We start from the raw sequence: 15092 nt of genomic DNA, 5'->3' as shown, positions 1-15092 counted from the left end.
ACATCCCCGCCATCGCCGCCTCGGTCGTGCTCACGACCGTACCGATCGTCCTGCTCTACGCCATCGGCCGCCGCCAGCTGCTGAGTGGTCTAACGGCGGGATTCGGCAAGTAGGACGGTGCTTTCCCGGACCACGAGCTCGGTCGCCAGCTCCACCCGGGGGGTTTCAATGGGCTCGCCGCGAGACAGTCGCAAGACGGTTCGCGCGGCGAGCCCGCCCATGTCGGCCAGCGGCTGACGGACGGTCGTCAGCGGCGGCGACGACCAGCGGGCCTCGGGCAGATCGTCGAAGCCGACCACGCTCAGGTCGTTGGGCACCCGGATGCCCTTGAGCCGGGCCGCCTCGTAGACGCCCAGCGCCATCTGGTCGCTCGACGCGAAGATCGCGGTTGGCGGGTCGTCGCGGTCGAGCAGCCGCTGGGCGGCCGCGAAACCGCCCTCGTGGCTGAAGTCGCCCGGCTCGATCAGCCGCCGGTCGACCCGCAGGCCTGCCGACTCGAGAGCGGCGCGGTAGCCGTCGAGACGAGCACGGCTGCACAACAGGTTGCGCGGCCCCTCGACCAGGCCGATGCGGCGGTGGCCGAGCGAAATCAGATGCTCGGTGGCGCTGCGACCGCCCGACCAGTTCGTGGCGCCGATCGTCGGCACGTCGGACGCGGCTCCGCCGGCCGGGTCGATGATCACCATCGGGACGTTCAGCCGGTGCAGCTCGGTGTAGACCGGGCCGGCCCCGTCCGAGATGACCAGGACCACGCCGTCGGACTGGCGCGACCGCAGATTCTGCAGCCACTGCCGGGTAGACGCGGTGCGCCGGTGCACGGCTGACACCACGGTGCCGACCCCGGCGGCGTGGGTGACCTCTTCGACGCCGCGGATCAGCTCGACCGCCCACGGGCTGTCGAGATCGTGAAAAACGAGGTCGATCAATCCGGCGCGCAGTGGCTGCCGAGAGTTACGAGGCCGATAATCGTGTTCCCGCAGCAGATGCTCGATGCGGTCGCGCGTCTCCGGGGAGACATCCGTACGCCCATTGAGCACCCGCGACACCGTAGGCACACTCACCCCGGCGGCCTCGGCAATGGTCGCGATAGTGACGCGTCTTCCGGTCGCGGCCATGGACTCTCCTCGCCTGCCCCACGAACTCCGGCGAAACTTTCGATTCGGAGTTCCGGAAGTATTGCACATTCCGCGACCGATAAGGACACGTGCACAGGTCTGATCTCGGCCACAGCCGGGTAAGGGGCCTCACATGCCTCTCATCGCCGGTCGTTACCGCTTGGGCGAAACCCTGGGCGTGGGTGGCATGGGCAAGGTCTGGCAGGCCCGTGACGAGGTGCTGCAACGCGAAGTGGCGATCAAAGAGGTGCTGCTCCCCGCCGACCTGCAGGCCTCGGACCGCAACGCCGTCCACCGCCGCACCCTCCGCGAGGCCCGCGCCGCCGCCCGGCTCGGCCACCCCAACGTGGTACAGGTCTTCGACGTGCTCGATGTGGACGGCCGCGCCTGGATCGTCATGGCGTACGTGCCGTCCAGCTCGCTGCAGGAGGTGCTGCGCACCGCGGGCCCGCTCGACCCGCGCCGCGCCGCCCGGGTCGGCCTGGACTTGCTGGCCGCGCTCCGAGCCGCCCACGCCGCCGGCGTGGACCACCGCGACGTGAAGCCGGCCAACGTTCTGCTCGCCGACGACGGCCGGGTGCTGCTGACCGACTTCGGCATCGCCACCATCGAGGGCGACAGCCAGATCAGCAGCTCGGACATGCTGATCGGATCCCCCGAATACATGTCACCGGAACGGGCCCGCGACGGGACGGCCGGGATGGCCTCGGACCTGTGGTCGCTCGGGGCGACGCTGTACGCCGCCGTCGAGGGCCATTCCCCGTTCCACCGTGCGTCGGCGCTGGCCAGCCTGACCGCGCTGGCCGCCGACGAACCCGACCCGCCGCGCCAAGCCGGGCCGCTGGAGCCGGTGCTGAAAGGTCTGCTGCGCAAGAACCCCGCCGAGCGCATCAACGCCGCCGAGGCCGAGCACCTGCTACGCAAGGCAGCCTCCGGCGCGTACGGGCACGCGCTGGTTCCCGCCCACCCCGAGGCCGCCACCACCGACGACCTCCCGGCCGTCCTCAGCCCCCGCCCCGCAACCGACGACCCGGCGCCGCCCTCCGAGAATCCGGCCGCCCGTCGCATCCCAGCTCAGCGGCCTGCCCCCGGCGCTGATCCCGCCAGCAGCGCCGCAACGCCATCCGGCGCTCTCGCCACCGCCCCTGCCGCGATGCGCGCCGACGCAGCGCCGGCAGGAATCCCCACCGACGTCCCCACAAGCCACGACGGCGCAGCCCCGGCGGACGCCCCCGCCTCAACGGGCGACGGTGCGGCGTCGCCTGACGCCTCTGCCGCAACACGTGACGGCACAGCGCCGCCCGACGCGTCCGCGTCAACGGGCGACAGTGTGGTGTCGGCTGACGACTCTGCCGGTACTGCCGCAGAGCGTGACGGGATTGGGCGGTCCGGCGTCCCCGGGTCAACGGGTGACCCTGTGGTGTCGGCTGACGACTCTGCCGGTACTGCCGCAGAGCGTGACGGGATTGGGCGGTCCGGCGTCCCCGGGTCAACGGGTGACCCTGTGGTGTCGGCTGACGACTCTGCCGGTACTGCCGCAGAGCGTGACGGCGTTGGGCGGTCCGGCGTCCCCGCGTCAACGGGCGACTGCGCAGCCCCGGCCGGCGCCGCCGGGTCAACGGGCGACGGTGCGGGGTCGGCTGACATCTCAGCGGGTACTGCCTCAACGCGCGACGGCACAGCGCCCGCCGGCGCCCCCGGGTCAACGCGTGACGGTGCGGCGTCCGCCGACCACACAGCGCAGTCCGGCATCCCCTCGTCAACGGGTGACGATGCAGCGCGGGCCAGCGCCTCCGAGTCAACGCGTGACGCTCCACCAGTGGCCGGCGTTTCTGGCGGCATCGCCGCGACGCGCGACGACGCAGCGTCGCCCGCCGCTCCCTCCACGCCGACCCACGTCACGCCGGCGACTGACGCCGCCCCGCCCGGCGGCCGCGTCGGGCAGCGTTCGCCGTCCGAGGCCGGTTCAGCGGTACCCGGGCTCGGCCCGGCTTACCGCGGCCGAGCAACTCCGGTCCCGCTCGATTCCGACGCACGCCCGGACAGTTCGCCGACCCGGCGCTGGTTCCTGGCTGCCGCGGCGGCTGTGGTCGCCATGATCGCGGGCGTGGTCGTCTGGAACGTCACAAGGTCCGGCCCGGACGGCGAAGCGAACACCCGCGCCGGCGTGCCGGCCGTCTCGGCGCCCGGTCAGCCGTCGTCCTCACCCAGCACCTCGGACCCCGCCGGCGCCCCCGCCGCCTCCGCGTCCTCCCGGGCCTCAGCGACGCCGTCGCCCACCGTCGCCGACGACAGCGGCGCCGGCTCGGGATCCGGCCTGCCCGAACTGCCCGCCGGGTGGCGCGACTACCAGGACCGGACCGGTTTCGCCGTCTACGTCCCCGAGGGCTGGACCCGTTCGCGGGAGGGGACGATGGTGTACTTCCGGGACAGCAGGACGGGCCGCGTCCTCGGCATCGACCAGACGAGGAAGCCCGCGCCCAACCCCGTGGCCGACTGGCGAGGCAAGGCCGACTACCGCGTGGCCCGCGGCGACTTCCCCTCCTACCGCGAGATCCACATCCGCGAGGTCGACTACTTCCAGAAGGCCGCCGACTGGGAGTTCACCTTCACCCGCAACGGCACCCGCCAGCACGTCAACAACCGTGGCGTCATCACCTCCAAGACTCAGGCCTACGGCTTCTATTGGCAGACCCCGGACAGTTCCTGGGCGCGCTACCGGGACGACCTGCAGCTCGTCTTCGACAGCTTCCGCCCCCGCTCCTGAGCGAGGGCAGAACCCGACGCTACTGCCTCGGGACGGCCCACATCCGGTTGTCCACAAGGCTCTGCCGGAGGGTGCCCGGGCTATCCACAGGCAGCTCGATGAGGCGTCCGCGAGTGGCAGACTTCGGCCCCTCATCGGTTGTCCTGCGAGGTGGTTGCCGTGCGGTTGCCCCGTTTCCTGCTGGCCGGCATCCTGCTGGCCGGCACGGTCCTGCTGCTCACCGAGCTGTTCGCCCACGAGGCGCCCGGCGCGGTCACGTTCGGCGTCTTCGCCCCGCTGTGGCTTGTGCTGTCGGTGGTCAACGCCGGCATAGGCGTCTTCTCCGCCGGCTACCGGCCGTCCGAGGAAGCGATGGCTCTGCTGCCGGTCTTCGGCGTCCCCACCGCCGTGGCCGGCGCCGCGTGGTGGGCCTGGCCCGACGGCCCGTCGCTGGGCGGCATCCGCCTGTTCTGGTTCCTCGTGGCCGGCGTGGCCCTGTGGGCCGCGATCGCCTTGCTGGCCGGCTTGTTGATTCCGCATGCCAGCCGGGAGACCGCCCTCCGCACGGCCGCCGCCGTCTTCGTCCCGCTCTGGCTGGCCCTCCAGGTCGTCAACCTGCTCGTGGGCGTCCTCGTCGAGCACTACCCGGTGGCCGAGGAGCTACTGGTCCTGCTGCTCAACTTCGTGCTCCCGGCCGCCGCGTCCGTAGCAGCGTCTCGAGCAGCGCAGAGGGGGTGATTTTCTCCGGTCTTCCGAGGGTGGCGACCCCGACTCGAGTCCCGAGTGTCGGCAGAGGGCAATGGCCCGGTTCCCCTCGGCCTCTGGGGTGAGGACCCATGAACCAGGATGAGGTGCTGAGATGAGCCGACCGACCGACCGATTCGGCTTCGGGGGCGAGCGGCCGTGGCCTGGGCTGAGCGGTCGACTTGATCAGACTGATGGATCGGCTTTGCGGGCCGCGGAGGCTTGGCCGGCGATAGGTCGACGGGGCGCAGTCACCACTGGCGCCTTCGCTGGCTTTGGTGGAGGCGGATGGGCCGACTTGCGCCTTGGTGCCGCTGTCGGGTGGGCCGACTTGCGCCTTGATGCCGCTGTCGGTGGGATCCGCTCTCGGGGGTCGTGGTCAGAACACGACCAGGTCGGTGGTTCGGATGCGGAACGGAAACGGCTCTTTGGCGACCAGGATCTGGCCGGGGGAGGCCGACGTGTGTTCGAGATAACGGCCGCGGCTGAGGTGGAAGAGCCGGAGGCTGACGGCCTTGTGCTCGGCCGATTCGGGCTGTGCCAACAGAAACCACGGGATGCCGGCCGCCGCATAGTGCTCGATCCGGTTCGGGGTTCCGGTGGGGTCGGCGCCGGGTCGGGTGATCTCACCGACGAGAGTCGTGTCGGCGGCCTCGGCGAAGGCGGCGAGCCGGTCGACCCGGGCGACGGCGAGGTCGGGCACGAGCAGGCTTCCGGGGCCGAGCCGCAACAGCACCCCGCCGTGCGCGCCCAGCCCAGCCCGGCGAGCAGAGGTGCGGAGGGACCGCACCAGCAAGTGAGCCACGCTCTGGTGAGGCACGGTCGGCGTGAGGCTGGGCAGCACGTCGCCCTCGACCCCGTCCAACCGGTAGCCCACGTCGCCCGGAGTCATTGAACCCAGGTCTTCCCAGGGCTCACCACGTCGCTGCAGCCTTCCCTCCGTCACCCGTAGATTGTCGGACGACTAGATGACGCATGTCAACCTCTGTGGGTCGGCCGGTCCGGGCTCTCAGGGAGGCTGATGTTCGCGGTGATCCGGCACGCCTCGGTGACGGCGGTGATGGCCCGGGGCGCGTCGGCCGGCAGGACCGGCTGGATCGCAGCCTGGCCGACTGCCCGAGGAGGTCTGGGCATAACAACGCCGGGCATGCGGAGCGATTCGCCCGCATGCCCGGAGCCGTAAGCAGAGCTGCGCGCCCCACCCGTTGTCGCGGATCCGCCGCGACCGCGCCGGCCGGTATCAGGGCGGGCCGCAGTGGGGATCAGAAGTTCACCAGTTCATTCGTGTCGAGCTCGATGCGGAAGGGTGAATCCGCGATCAGGACCTCGCCCGGCTTCGCCGTGGCTACCTCGACGTAGCGGTTACGCCGCTGACGGAACAGGCGAAGCGTGACCTCGTCGTAGTCGGGCATGTTCGGCTCGATCAGCAGGTAGGAGTCGATCTTCGCGGCCTCGTAGAACTCCCACTTCTGGCCGCTGTCCATCGCTTTGCTGCTCGGCGAGGCGACCTCCCCGACAAGGGTGACGTCGGCGGCCTCGACCACTGTCGTGACCCTGATCTCCGGGCTCACCACCGCGAGGTCGGGGATCAGCAGCCGGTTCGGGCCTAGTCGAACGTTGATGCCCTTGAAGACCTTCAGGTTCGCGGCGCGCGCAGTGGGGCGCAGCGCTGCGTGAACGACGTGCAATATGCCCTGGTGGGCCACGCTCGGTCCCGAGCTTACCCAGAGGCCTCCGTCGATCAGCTCGATTCGATTCGTCGTCTCGCCAAGCGCAAGATACTCCTCCTCGGCCCATGGGCCCGGGCGGTCGAAGTTCGCCTCGGTCGTCGGCAAGTTGTCGTGTGCGCCCATATCCTGAATGGTCGCATGCCCAGTTGCCACACATCAAGATGACGACCGTCAACGAGTTGCGGGCAGGGTGGGGGGAGTGCGCTGCTTCGGCCAGGTTGGTGGCTCTGTCCTCGTGATCGGCGGTGATCAGGCCTACGGTCGCGCGCAGGTGGGGGTTCCTGTGAAGGCGGTGCCGGCCGCGGACGCTATACCGTTGCCGGTCAGGGAGATCGGGGCGGCCGGCTCGCGCGGGGAGTCACAGGTTCAGGCCACCGCCGGCGGGGTGGGGCAGGCCGTGGCCGGGGCGAGGGTGTGCGGATCGCCCGCGCCGGCAGCTGGAGCGAAGCTTTGATGCGGCACAGTCAGGCGCTGAAGGGCAGGCGGCGCTGCCTGCGCGCCCTGGTCGTCAGCGGGGTGCTGCCAGGGCGGGGGAGTGGGCTGCTTCGGCCAGGTGGGTGGCTATGGCTTCGTGGTCGGTGGTGATCAGGCCTACGGTGACGCGCAGGTGGGGGCCGGTGGGGGTGAGCGTGAAGGCGGCGCCGGCGGCGGCCGCTATGCCGTTGCTGGCCAGCGAGATCAGGGCGGCCGGCTCGTCGCGCACGGGCAGCCACAGGTTCAGGCCGTCGCCGGCGGGCTGGGGGAGGCCGTGGCGGCGCAGGCCGGACACGATCAGGTGGCGGCGGCGGGCGTACTCGTCGCGGGCGGTCCGGACGGCGGCTACCGAGGCGGGGTCGGTCAGCAGGGTCAGCAGCAGGTGTTGTAGCAGGCGGCTCGTCCAGCCCTGGCCCAGCAGGCGGCGCTCGAGGATGGGGTCCAGCACCGCGGCGGGGCCCGCGACCGCGGCCAGGCGCAGGTCGGGGCCGTGGGACTTGGCGAAGCTTCGCACGTGGATCGTCTGCCGGGGCAGGTGGGCGCCCAGCGAGTGCAGGCGAGCCGAGGAGACGTCGCCGGCTGAGTCGTCCTCCACGGCGTATACCTGGGGGCTCGCGGCCAGCACGGCGGCCAGAGCGGCGGCCCGGGGCGCGGACCACGACGCGCCGGTGGGATTGAGCGCGCGTGGCTGCAGGAAGATCGCGGCGGGGCGGTGGGCCAGCGCGGCTGCCAGGGAGCCGGGGAGCATGCCCTCGGCGTCGGTGGCGGCCGCGATCGGCTGGACGCCCAGGAACTCGAGCAGATCGAGCAGCGGTGGGAAGCACGGGTTCTCGACCACGGCCCGGTCGCCGATGCGGAGCAGGGAGGACGCGACGTGGTCGACGGCGTCCATCGCGCCGTCGAAGACGGCCAGGCGGTCGGGGAGGTAGGGCCACCGGTCGCGCAGCAGCGCCGCGAGTTCGGGGAGCACGGGCTCGTCCAGATAGCTGGTCGGTGCCGGGGAGGGGCCTGCCAGCGCAGGCAGGGCGGGCAGCAACTGCGGGTCCGGTACGCCGGTCGACAGGTCCAGCGCGAAGCCGGAGCGCCCGCGGAGGGCCGCCCGATAGCGGCCCGGCCCGTCGGCCCGCGACGTGGCGACGATGGTGCCGCGACGTCCGTCGGTCTGGATGGTTCCCGAGCGGCGCAACAGCTGCCAGGCTGCGCTGACCGTGGTGGGCGACATGTGCAGCTCGGCGGCCACCCGGCGTACCGGCGGAAGCTTGCTGCCCGGCGGCAGCGCGCCGTCGCCCACCGCCCGGCCCACGGCCTCGGCCAGGCCGCGGGCCGAGACATCGCCCAATCGGGATCTCACCTCGGCGAGCATTTTGTGACAGTACGTTTCCTGCATTGTTCGGTCCAGAGGTGGTACGTAATCTCGGGCCATGAATCGAATCGCGCACTGGATCGGCGGCTCTGAGCGCGCCGGCGCCTCGGGCCGCGTCGGCCCCGTCTTCAACCCCGCGACCGGCGAGCAGACCGCGGAAGTGGACCTCGCCTCGGCCGAGGAGGTCGGCCAGGCTGTCGCCGTAGCGAAGGAGGCCGCGAAGTCGTGGCGTTCCGCGTCGCTGTCGAAGCGGGCCGCCGTGCTGTTCACGTTCCGCGAGCTGCTGGCCGCGAAGAGCGGTGAGCTCGCCGCGATCATCACCAGCGAGCACGGCAAGGTGCTGTCGGACGCGGCGGGCGAGGTGGCCCGCGGCGTCGAGAACGCCGAGTTCGCCACCGGCATCCCGCACCTGATGAAGGGCGGCTTCTCGGAGCAGGCGGCCACCGGGGTCGACGTCTATTCGATCAAGCAGCCGCTGGGTGTGGTCGCCGGCATCACCCCGTTCAACTTCCCGGCGATGGTGCCGCTGTGGATGTGCACGACGGCCATCGCGGCCGGCAACGCCTTCGTCCTCAAGCCCAGCGAGAAGGACCCGTCGCCGGCGCTCTTCCTGGCTCGGCTCTGGCAGGAGGCCGGTCTGCCCGAGGGTGTGTTCACCGTGGTCAACGGCGACAAGGAGGCGGTCGACGCGCTGCTGACCCACCCGGACATCGCCGCGGTCAGCTTCGTCGGCTCGACCCCGATCGCCCGGTACATCTACGAGACGGGCACCGCGCACGGCAAGCGCGTGCAGGCCCTCGGCGGCGCCAAGAACCACATGGTCGTGCTGCCCGACGCCGAGCTCGACGCGGCCGCCGACGCCGCGGTCAGCGCCGCCTACGGCTCGGCCGGCGAGCGCTGCATGGCCGTCTCGGTCGTGGTGGCCGTGGGCGACGTGGCCGACCCGCTGGTCGACGCGATCGCGGCCCGCCTGCCCAAGCTGAAGATCGGCGACGGCGCCGACCCCGAGTCGCAGATGGGCCCGCTGATCACCGCCCAGCACCGCGAGAAGGTCGCCGGCTACATCGCCAAGGGCGCCGCGGAAGGCGCCACGGTCGTCGCCGACGGCCGCGAGGCCGACCTGCCCGGCAACGGCTACTTCCTCGGCGTCACGCTGCTCGACAACGTCAAGCCGGACATGGACGTCTACGTCGACGAGATCTTCGGGCCCGTGCTGTGCGTGGTGCGTGCCCGGACGTACGCCGAAGCCCTGCAGCTCGTCAACGACAACGAGTACGGCAACGGCACCGCCATCTTCACCCGCGACGGCGGCGCGGCCCGGCAGTTCCAGTTCGACGTGAACGCGGGCATGGTCGGCGTCAACGTGCCGATCCCGGTGCCGGTCGCCTACTACTCGTTCGGCGGCTGGAAGTCCTCGCTGTTCGGCGACACCCACATGTACGGGCCGGACGGCATCCACTTCTTCACGCGCTCCAAGGTCGTCACCTCGCGCTGGCCCGACCCGGGCACCTCGTCGGTGGACCTCGGCTTCCCGACGAACCGATGACGGCCGCAGAAGTCAGCGCGGACGACCGCGCCCACGTCTTCCACAGCTGGTCGGCCCAGGGTCTGATCAACCCGCTTCCCGTCAAAGGGGCGAGCGGAAGCTACTTCTGGGACTACGAAGATACGAAATACCTCGACTTCGCAAGCCAGCTGGTCAACGTCAACATCGGACACCAGCACCCGCGGCTGGTGGCGGCGATCCAGGAGCAGGCGGCCCAGCTCTGCACCATTCAGCCCGCCTTCGCCAACGACAAGCGCGGCGAAGCGGCCCGCCTCATCAGCGAGCTCGCCCCGGAGAACCTGAACAAGGTGTTCTTCACCAACGGCGGCGCCGAGGCCAACGAGAACGCGATCCGGATGGCGCGCGGCCACACCGGCCGCCACAAGGTGCTCGCCACCTATCGGAGCTACCACGGCTCGACGTCGACCGCGATCACCGCGACCGGCGATCCGCGCCGCTGGGCCAACGAGCCCACCGCGGTCGGCGTGGTGCACTTCTGGGGTCCGTACCCGTACCGCTCGCCCTTCTATTCGCAGACGCCCGAGCAGGAGACCGAGCGGGCCCTGCGGCACCTGCGCGACACGATCGTCTTCGAGGGCGCCGGCACGATCGCCGCCGTGCTGATCGAGACCGTCGTGGGCACCAACGGCATCCTCGTCCCGCCGCCGGGCTATCTGCGGGGCGTGCGGGAGATCTGCGACGCGTACGGCATCGTGTTCATCGCCGACGAGGTGATGGCCGGCTTCGGGCGGTGCGGGGAGTGGTTCGCCGTCGACCGCTGGGGCGTGGCCCCCGACCTGATCACGTTCGCCAAGGGCGTCAACTCGGGGTACCTGCCGCTAGGCGGCGTGATCATCTCGGACGAGATCGCGGAGACGTTCCGGGAGCGGCCGTTCCCGGGCGGCCTCACCTACTCGGGCCACCCGCTCGCGTGCGCCTCGGCCGTCGCCTCCATCGAGATCTTCAAGGAGGAGGGGATCGTGGAGCACGCCCGCATGATCGGCGACGACGTGATCGCACCCGGCCTGGCCGAACTGGCAGACCGGCACCCGAGCGTCGGCGAGGTGCGGGGCCTCGGCGTCTTCTGGGCTCTCGAACTCGTGCGCGATCGGGCCACCCGCGAGCCGTTGGTACCGTTCAACGCCTCCGGCAGCGCCGCCGGGCCGATGAACGAGCTGGCCGCGGCGTGCAGGGAGCGGGGTCTCTGGCCCTTCACCCACTTCAACCGGGTGCACGTCGCGCCGCCCTGCACGGTCGCCGCCGACGAGGTGCGCGAGGGGCTCGCCGTCCTCGATCGGGCGCTGGACGTGGCCGACAGGTATTACACAGGCGAACGCGGGATTGCGTAGCTCCGACGCCTCCTGAGCGCCGATTCCGTTTCAGGTTTGGAAATTAGTTTCGGATTCCCTTGTCTTCTGTCCTTCGTCTGTGTCAAGGTCTCGCAGTCGTTCGTGTGGGAGCTGTCACAGCCCGCTACGGGAGGTCTTATTTCGTGAGCACCGCGCTGCCCGTTCTGCGCAACTTCGTCGGTGGGGACTACACCGGCACGGTCGACGGGGTCACCTCCGAGGTGATCGACCCCAGCACCGGGGAGGCCTACGCGCTGGCCCCGGTCTCGTCCGAGCAGGACGTGGACGCGGCGATGGCCGCGGCCGACGCCGGCTTCGAGGCTTGGCGCGACGCCACCCCGGCCGAGCGGCAGCGGGCCCTGTTGCGGCTGGCCGACGCGGTCGAGGCGCGGGCCGACGAGATCATCGACGCCGAGTGCCGCAACACGGGCAAGCCGGTCGGGGCCACGCGGGCCGAGGAGATGGGTCCGCTCCTCGACGAGCTGCGTTTCTTCGCGGGCGCGGCGCGCATCCTGGAAGGCAAGTCGGCGGGGGAGTACCTGCGCGACCACACGTCGTACGTGCGGCGCGAGCCGATCGGGGTCTGCGCGCAGATCACCCCGTGGAACTATCCGATGGTCATGGCGGTCTGGAAGTTCGCCCCCGCCGTCGCGGCCGGCAACGCGGTCGTCCTCAAGCCGTCCGACACCACCCCGGTCTCCACCCTGCTGCTGGCCGAGATCGCCGCCGAGTTCCTGCCGCCGGGCGTCCTCAACGTCGTCTGCGGCAACCGCGACACCGGCCGGGCCCTGGTCGCCCACCCGGCGCCGCAGCTCGTCTCGATCACCGGGTCGACCCGGGCCGGCGTGGAGGTGGCGGTCTCGGCCGCCGCCGACCTCAAGCGGGCCCACCTCGAGCTGGGCGGCAAGGCGCCGGTGATCGTCTTCGACGACGCCGACATCGCCGCCACGGCCGAGGCTATCGCGGGCGCCGGCTACTTCAATGCCGGTCAGGACTGCACGGCGGCGACCCGGGTGCTGGTGCACGGCCGGGTGGCCGCCGACTTCACCGAGGCCCTGGCCGAGGCGGCCCGGAACACCAGGGTCGGTGCGCCGGCCGACACCGATGCCTACTTCGGACCGGTCAACAACGCCGCCCAGCTCGCCCGGGTGCAGGGCTTCCTCGACCGCACGCCCGACCACGCGAGCATCGTGGCCGGCGGCAAGCGGATCGGCGAGCGCGGCTACTTCCTCGAGCCGACCGTCGTGGCCGGTCTCCAGCAGCGCGACGAGATGGTCCAGGACGAGGTGTTCGGGCCGGTCATCACCGTGCAGCGGTTCGACGACGAGGCCGAGGCGGTCCGCTGGGCCAATGACGTCCGCTTCGGACTGAGCGCGAGCGTATGGACCCAGAACCACGGGCGCGCGATGCGGGTCTCCCGGCGGCTCGACTTCGGGGCCGTCTGGATCAATACTCATCTGCCGTTCGTGTCGGAAATGCCGCATGGCGGCTTCGGCCACTCCGGGTACGGCAAGGACCTTTCGATGTACGGGTTCGAGGAGTACACCCGGATCAAGCACGTCATGAGCTACCTCGGCTGACGTATACACCCCCCACCGCGAAGAGGAAGCCCTGGATGAGCACCCCCCAGCACAGCGCGGTACGCGCCCGGCCGACGCCGGCCGGCGGCACCCCGGCGATCGAGTTCGTCGGCGTGAACAAGAACTACCTGTCGCACGGCGAGACGGTGCCCGCCGTCAAGCGCACCGACCTGGCGATCGGGCAGGGCGAGTTCTTCTCGCTGCTGGGCCCGTCGGGCTGCGGCAAGACCACGACCATGCGGATGATCGCGGGCTTCGAGGAGCCCACCGCGGGCAAGGTCTTCCTGGACGGCAACGACGTCACCGGCGTCTCGGCCAACAAGCGCGACGTCAACATGGTGTTCCAGTCGTACGCGTTGTTCCCCCACCTCAACACGTACCAGAACGTCGCCTTCGGCCTGGAGCGCAAGAGGGTCGCCAAGAGCGAGATCAGCCGCCGGGTCGGCGAGATCCTCGAGATCGTGTCGCTGACCGGCATGGAGAAGCGCTCGCCGCGGGAGATGTCGGGCGGTCAGCAGCAGCGGGTCGCGCTGGCCCGGGCACTGGTCAACCGCCCGCGGGCGCTGCTGCTGGACGAGCCGCTGGGTGCGCTCGACCTCAAGCTGCGTCAGCAGATGCAGATCGAGCTCAAGCGCATCCAGCGCGAGGTCGGGATCACGTTCGTCTACGTCACCCACGACCAGGGCGAGGCGCTGACGATGTCGGACCGGATCGCGGTCATGAACGCCGGCGTGATCGAGCAGCTGGGCTCGCCGCGCGAGATCTACGAGCGCCCGGCGTCGCGGTTCGTGGCCGGCTTCATCGGCACGTCGAACATCGTCGACGGCCACGTGGACCGGGTCGAGGGCGGGCTGGCCGTGCTCAGCTACACCACACAGGACAGGGTGGTGGTGCCGGCGGCCCCGTCGGTGTGCCAGGGGGACAGGCTCGAGGTGTCGATCCGTCCCGAGAAGATCGATATGCACCGCGGCGTTCCCCCCGTGCAGGCGACCGGCGGCAGTGTCCTCTCCGGAACAGTGACGGAGGTCGTTTATCACGGAACCTCAACGAATTACACGGTGGCGACGGCGGCAGGCGCGGATTTCACAGTCTTCGATCAAAATGCTTCGAACGCCGACGATCTTGCGGATCGCGGCGACCGGGTGTACCTGACCTGGGCTCCCCAGCACTCATACATGATCGGAGACTGAGATGTCTGCGTCGAACATGTCCGACCCCACCCTGCTCCGCGGCCTGACCCAGCGCCGCTTCGGCCGTCGGGACGCGCTCCGGCTCTCCGGCCTGGCCGGCATGGGCGCCGCCCTGGCCGCCTGCGGCGTGCAGGGTCAGGGCACGGAGGCGCCGGCCAGCGCCGAGCCCGACGCCGTGGCCAAGTTCTGGAACGGCAAGGTCAAGAACGGCACGCTGAACTTCGCCGGCTGGCCGCTCTACATGGATCCGAAGCGGCCCGAGCTCAAGAAGTTCACCGCCAAGACCGGCATCAAGGTGAACTACCAGGAAGTCATCCAGGAGATGGGCCCCTGGTTCGCCAAGGTGCAGCCGCAGCTGTCGGCCGGTCAGTCCATCGGGTACGACCTCATGGTCATCACCAACAGCTTCCAGTTCACGCAGTTCCGCGACTCGGGCTTCCTGGCCCCGCTCGACCACTCGAAGCTGCCGAACTACGCCAAGAACGCCGGCGAGGCGTACAAGAAGGAGGCCTTCGACCCGGGCAACGCCTACAGCATCCCGTACGCCTCGGGCATGACCGGCATCGCGTACGACGAGAGCAAGACCGGCCCGATCACCGGCCTGGCCGACCTGTGGACCAACCCGAAGCTCAAGGGCAAGGTCGGCATGTTCTCCGACATCCAGGAGCTGGCCAACTTCGGCCTGCTGAAGAGCGGTGTCAAGCCGGCCGACTCCACCGAGGACGACTGGGAGAAGGCGGCCCAGGAGCTCAAGAAGCAGAAGGCCGACGGCTTCGTCCGCAACTACTACGACCAGAGCTACATCGAGGCGCTCGGCAGCGGTGAGGTGTGGGCGACCCAGGCCTGGTCGGGAGACATCTTCCAGAAGAACCTCTCCGACAACACGAACTTCAAGTTCATCATCCCGGCCGAGGGCGGGACGATCTGGACCGACAACTTCACGATCCCGGTCACGGCCAAGAACCCGGTCGACGCCATCATGGCGATGGACTTCTTCTACGAGGTCGCGAACGCGTCGACGCTCGCCGAGTACATCAACTACGTGTGCCCCGTGCCCGCGGCCCAGGCCGACATGCGCGCGCGAGCGGCCAAGCTGAGCGGCGACGACAAGGACGCGCTGCTCGACGTCGCGGACAGCAAGCTCGTCTACCCGACCGCCGCCGAGTACGCCAAGCTGCACTACTACGTGTCGTTCGAGGCCACGAGCGAGCAGCAGAAGTTCCAGAAGACCTTCGAACCTATCGTGCTGGGATGA

General features: G+C 70.3%; 11 protein-coding genes. 7 read left to right on the top strand and 4 right to left on the bottom strand.

Annotated elements, in window-relative coordinates; genetic code table 11:
* Nucleotides 1-89: 89 nt before the first annotated feature.
* The gene (locus LXN57_RS34285; RefSeq protein WP_221377663.1) at nt 90-1115 is read right to left on the bottom strand and encodes a LacI family DNA-binding transcriptional regulator; all 1026 of its coding nucleotides are present in this window, start codon (nt 1113-1115) and stop codon (nt 90-92) included.
* A 133-nt stretch (nt 1116-1248) separates the two neighbouring features.
* On the opposite strand from LXN57_RS34285, the gene LXN57_RS34280 reads away from it, so the two are divergent.
* Both LXN57_RS34280 and LXN57_RS34275 read left to right on the top strand, forming a co-directional pair.
* A complete protein-coding gene (locus LXN57_RS34280; protein ID WP_251802376.1) occupies nt 1249-3882 on the top strand; it encodes a serine/threonine-protein kinase in 2634 nt (877 codons plus the stop codon).
* 159 nt (nt 3883-4041) lie between these two features.
* Complete coding sequence (locus tag LXN57_RS34275) at nt 4042-4599, top strand: hypothetical protein (RefSeq protein ID WP_251802375.1); 558 nt, start codon at nt 4042-4044, stop codon at nt 4597-4599.
* A 385-nt stretch (nt 4600-4984) separates the two neighbouring features.
* Here LXN57_RS34275 and LXN57_RS34270 read toward each other — a convergent pair whose 3' ends face one another.
* From LXN57_RS34270 to LXN57_RS34260, 3 genes are all read right to left on the bottom strand, one after another.
* Complete coding sequence (locus LXN57_RS34270) at nt 4985-5551, bottom strand: Uma2 family endonuclease (protein ID WP_251802374.1); 567 nt, start codon at nt 5549-5551, stop codon at nt 4985-4987.
* Between the two features lie 316 nt (nt 5552-5867).
* On the bottom strand, nt 5868-6458 hold the full coding sequence (locus LXN57_RS34265; protein ID WP_251802373.1) for a Uma2 family endonuclease: 591 nt from the start codon (nt 6456-6458) through the stop codon (nt 5868-5870).
* A 385-nt stretch (nt 6459-6843) separates the two neighbouring features.
* The gene (locus tag LXN57_RS34260) at nt 6844-8172 is read right to left on the bottom strand and encodes a GntR family transcriptional regulator (RefSeq protein WP_251802372.1); all 1329 of its coding nucleotides are present in this window, start codon (nt 8170-8172) and stop codon (nt 6844-6846) included.
* A 58-nt stretch (nt 8173-8230) separates the two neighbouring features.
* Here LXN57_RS34260 and LXN57_RS34255 point away from each other — a divergent pair, with 58 nt between their 5' ends.
* The 5 genes from LXN57_RS34255 (at nt 8231) to LXN57_RS34235 (ending at nt 15092) form a co-directional block, all read left to right on the top strand.
* Nucleotides 8231-9718, top strand: coding sequence for a CoA-acylating methylmalonate-semialdehyde dehydrogenase (locus tag LXN57_RS34255; protein WP_251802371.1), 1488 nt, complete (start codon nt 8231-8233; stop codon nt 9716-9718).
* Nucleotides 9715-11067: an aspartate aminotransferase family protein gene (locus LXN57_RS34250; protein ID WP_251802370.1), complete on the top strand. Its 1353-nt coding sequence runs from the start codon at nt 9715-9717 to the stop codon at nt 11065-11067. The genes LXN57_RS34255 and LXN57_RS34250 overlap by 4 nt, the downstream gene beginning before the upstream one ends.
* Nucleotides 11068-11210: 143 nt before the next feature.
* Entirely contained in the window at nt 11211-12647 is a 1437-nt protein-coding gene (locus tag LXN57_RS34245) for an aminobutyraldehyde dehydrogenase (RefSeq protein ID WP_251802369.1), read from the top strand.
* 35 nt (nt 12648-12682) lie between these two features.
* Nucleotides 12683-13837, top strand: a complete 1155-nt coding sequence (locus LXN57_RS34240) for an ABC transporter ATP-binding protein (protein WP_251802368.1) — start codon at nt 12683-12685, stop codon at nt 13835-13837.
* A gap of 1 nt (nt 13838) precedes the next feature.
* Nucleotides 13839-15092, top strand: a complete 1254-nt coding sequence (locus LXN57_RS34235; protein WP_251802367.1) for a polyamine ABC transporter substrate-binding protein — start codon at nt 13839-13841, stop codon at nt 15090-15092.

It is taken from the genome of Paractinoplanes hotanensis (assembly GCF_023717965.1).
Lineage (GTDB): Bacteria > Actinomycetota > Actinomycetes > Mycobacteriales > Micromonosporaceae > Actinoplanes > Actinoplanes polyasparticus.
The sequence above is the reverse complement of the archived record's forward strand: the minus strand, read 5'-3'. Positions and strand labels throughout refer to the sequence as shown.